1 protein-coding gene is annotated in these 1,526 nt (G+C 48.8%); it reads left to right on the forward strand.

The annotated features are described in order from the left end of the window. Positions 1-1,526: discoidin domain-containing protein (locus CHB68_RS18380; RefSeq protein ID WP_179213238.1), on the forward strand; the 1,526-nt coding region annotated here is incomplete at both ends.

The following is a 1,526-nucleotide window of genomic DNA, read 5'->3' on the forward strand; positions in this document are numbered from 1 at the left end:
CCTTCGGACGGCCTTGTGGCCAAGAGCGACGAGGGACAGTACGTGTTCACAACGGCTAGTGGATGCGCCACCGTGCTCAACCTGAACGTTTCGGGCAGTTGTGACCCGGGCGATGCACCGGTCAGTGCAGAATGGAAAATAGGTGCGGAGCCATATCAGAACGGGCCTCAGGGACAGGATGTTTCCATAACCGCGGATGAAGGTCAGACCGTAAGATTAAGTCTCTTGCCAAATTTAATTCCAAATACAAATACGAACCTCAGGTTCTCACTTACATCGCCGAACGGCTCAAAGTTCGAAAACATTTTAGGTGACTATCTAATACAAAGTATAAGCCCAACACAACAAGGTACTTACTTATTGGAGTCTTCACAAGGCTGTTCCGTGATCATCGATATTACCGTGAACACATTTGATTGTAGTACTGTAGAAACGGAGTATCGAATTAATGGGACTGGTCAATATTTTACGGGAGAATCAGCTGTTACCATAGAACAGGGAAACAATCTTTTGTTGAGCATTATACCGAACGGGATTGCGTATTCCATATCCGGACCTAACGGCAACGACAAGGCGATGAACACCAATGATTTAACTTTAAGTTCACTATCATCAGCAGATTCCGGTACATATATTTTTACAACAGAAGATGATTGTACCAGGACAATTAGTTTGAGCGTAACCGGCGATACTCCGACGCAGCTCGAATGTGATGATGTGGAGGTGCGCTATTCGCTCGACGGGGGCGCTGTCATGGTCGGTGACTCGGTGACCATGGACGAGGGGGGTGATATTCTTATTATGGCCGGACCTTCCGGGGTCGGTTATAGTGTTCTCTCACCGGAAGGGGCAACGTTGGCGGGTAATTCGGAAGATGGCTATTCTATAGACGGTATAACAAAGTCGCAAGAGGGCCTCTATACCATAGTCACGGAATTGGCTGGTCCCCCGGGTAGCGGGGTACAGGAAGCGACACTTGAATATGTTGACAGTGAGGAGGTTTCAGGGGAGGACGGTCGCGCCTTGAACGCCCTTGACGGTAATCCTTCAACGATCTGGCATACGAAATGGTCTGGCGGCAATGACCCTCAGCCCCATGAGATACGATTGGATTTGGGTACCTCTTCGATAGTTGACGGACTTAGTTACCTTCCAAGGCAGGACGGTGGAATCAACGGTACCATAGGGAGGTACGAAATATATGTGTCCGGGAACACTTCGGATTGGGGGGATGCCGTAAGCAGTGGTACGTGGGCGAACAATACGAATTTAAAGACCGTTGGCTTTACGGGGAAACAGGGAAGGTATGTCCGATTGGTATCTTTTTCGGACGTGAACGGCAACGCCTGGACCTCTGCGGCGGAGATAAGCGTGAATACAGCTGCTATAATTTGTAATAAATCAATTGAAATTAATCTAAATCAAGTAGATGACGGTCTTTTAAAGATAAACGGTATCGGCCTCGAGGTTACCTCTTACGACCCATCGACCCAAGATTCGGGGCTCCATGAGGTGGAGGACGGGGG

Source organism: Maribacter sedimenticola (assembly GCF_900188415.1).
GTDB lineage: Bacteria > Bacteroidota > Bacteroidia > Flavobacteriales > Flavobacteriaceae > Maribacter > Maribacter sedimenticola.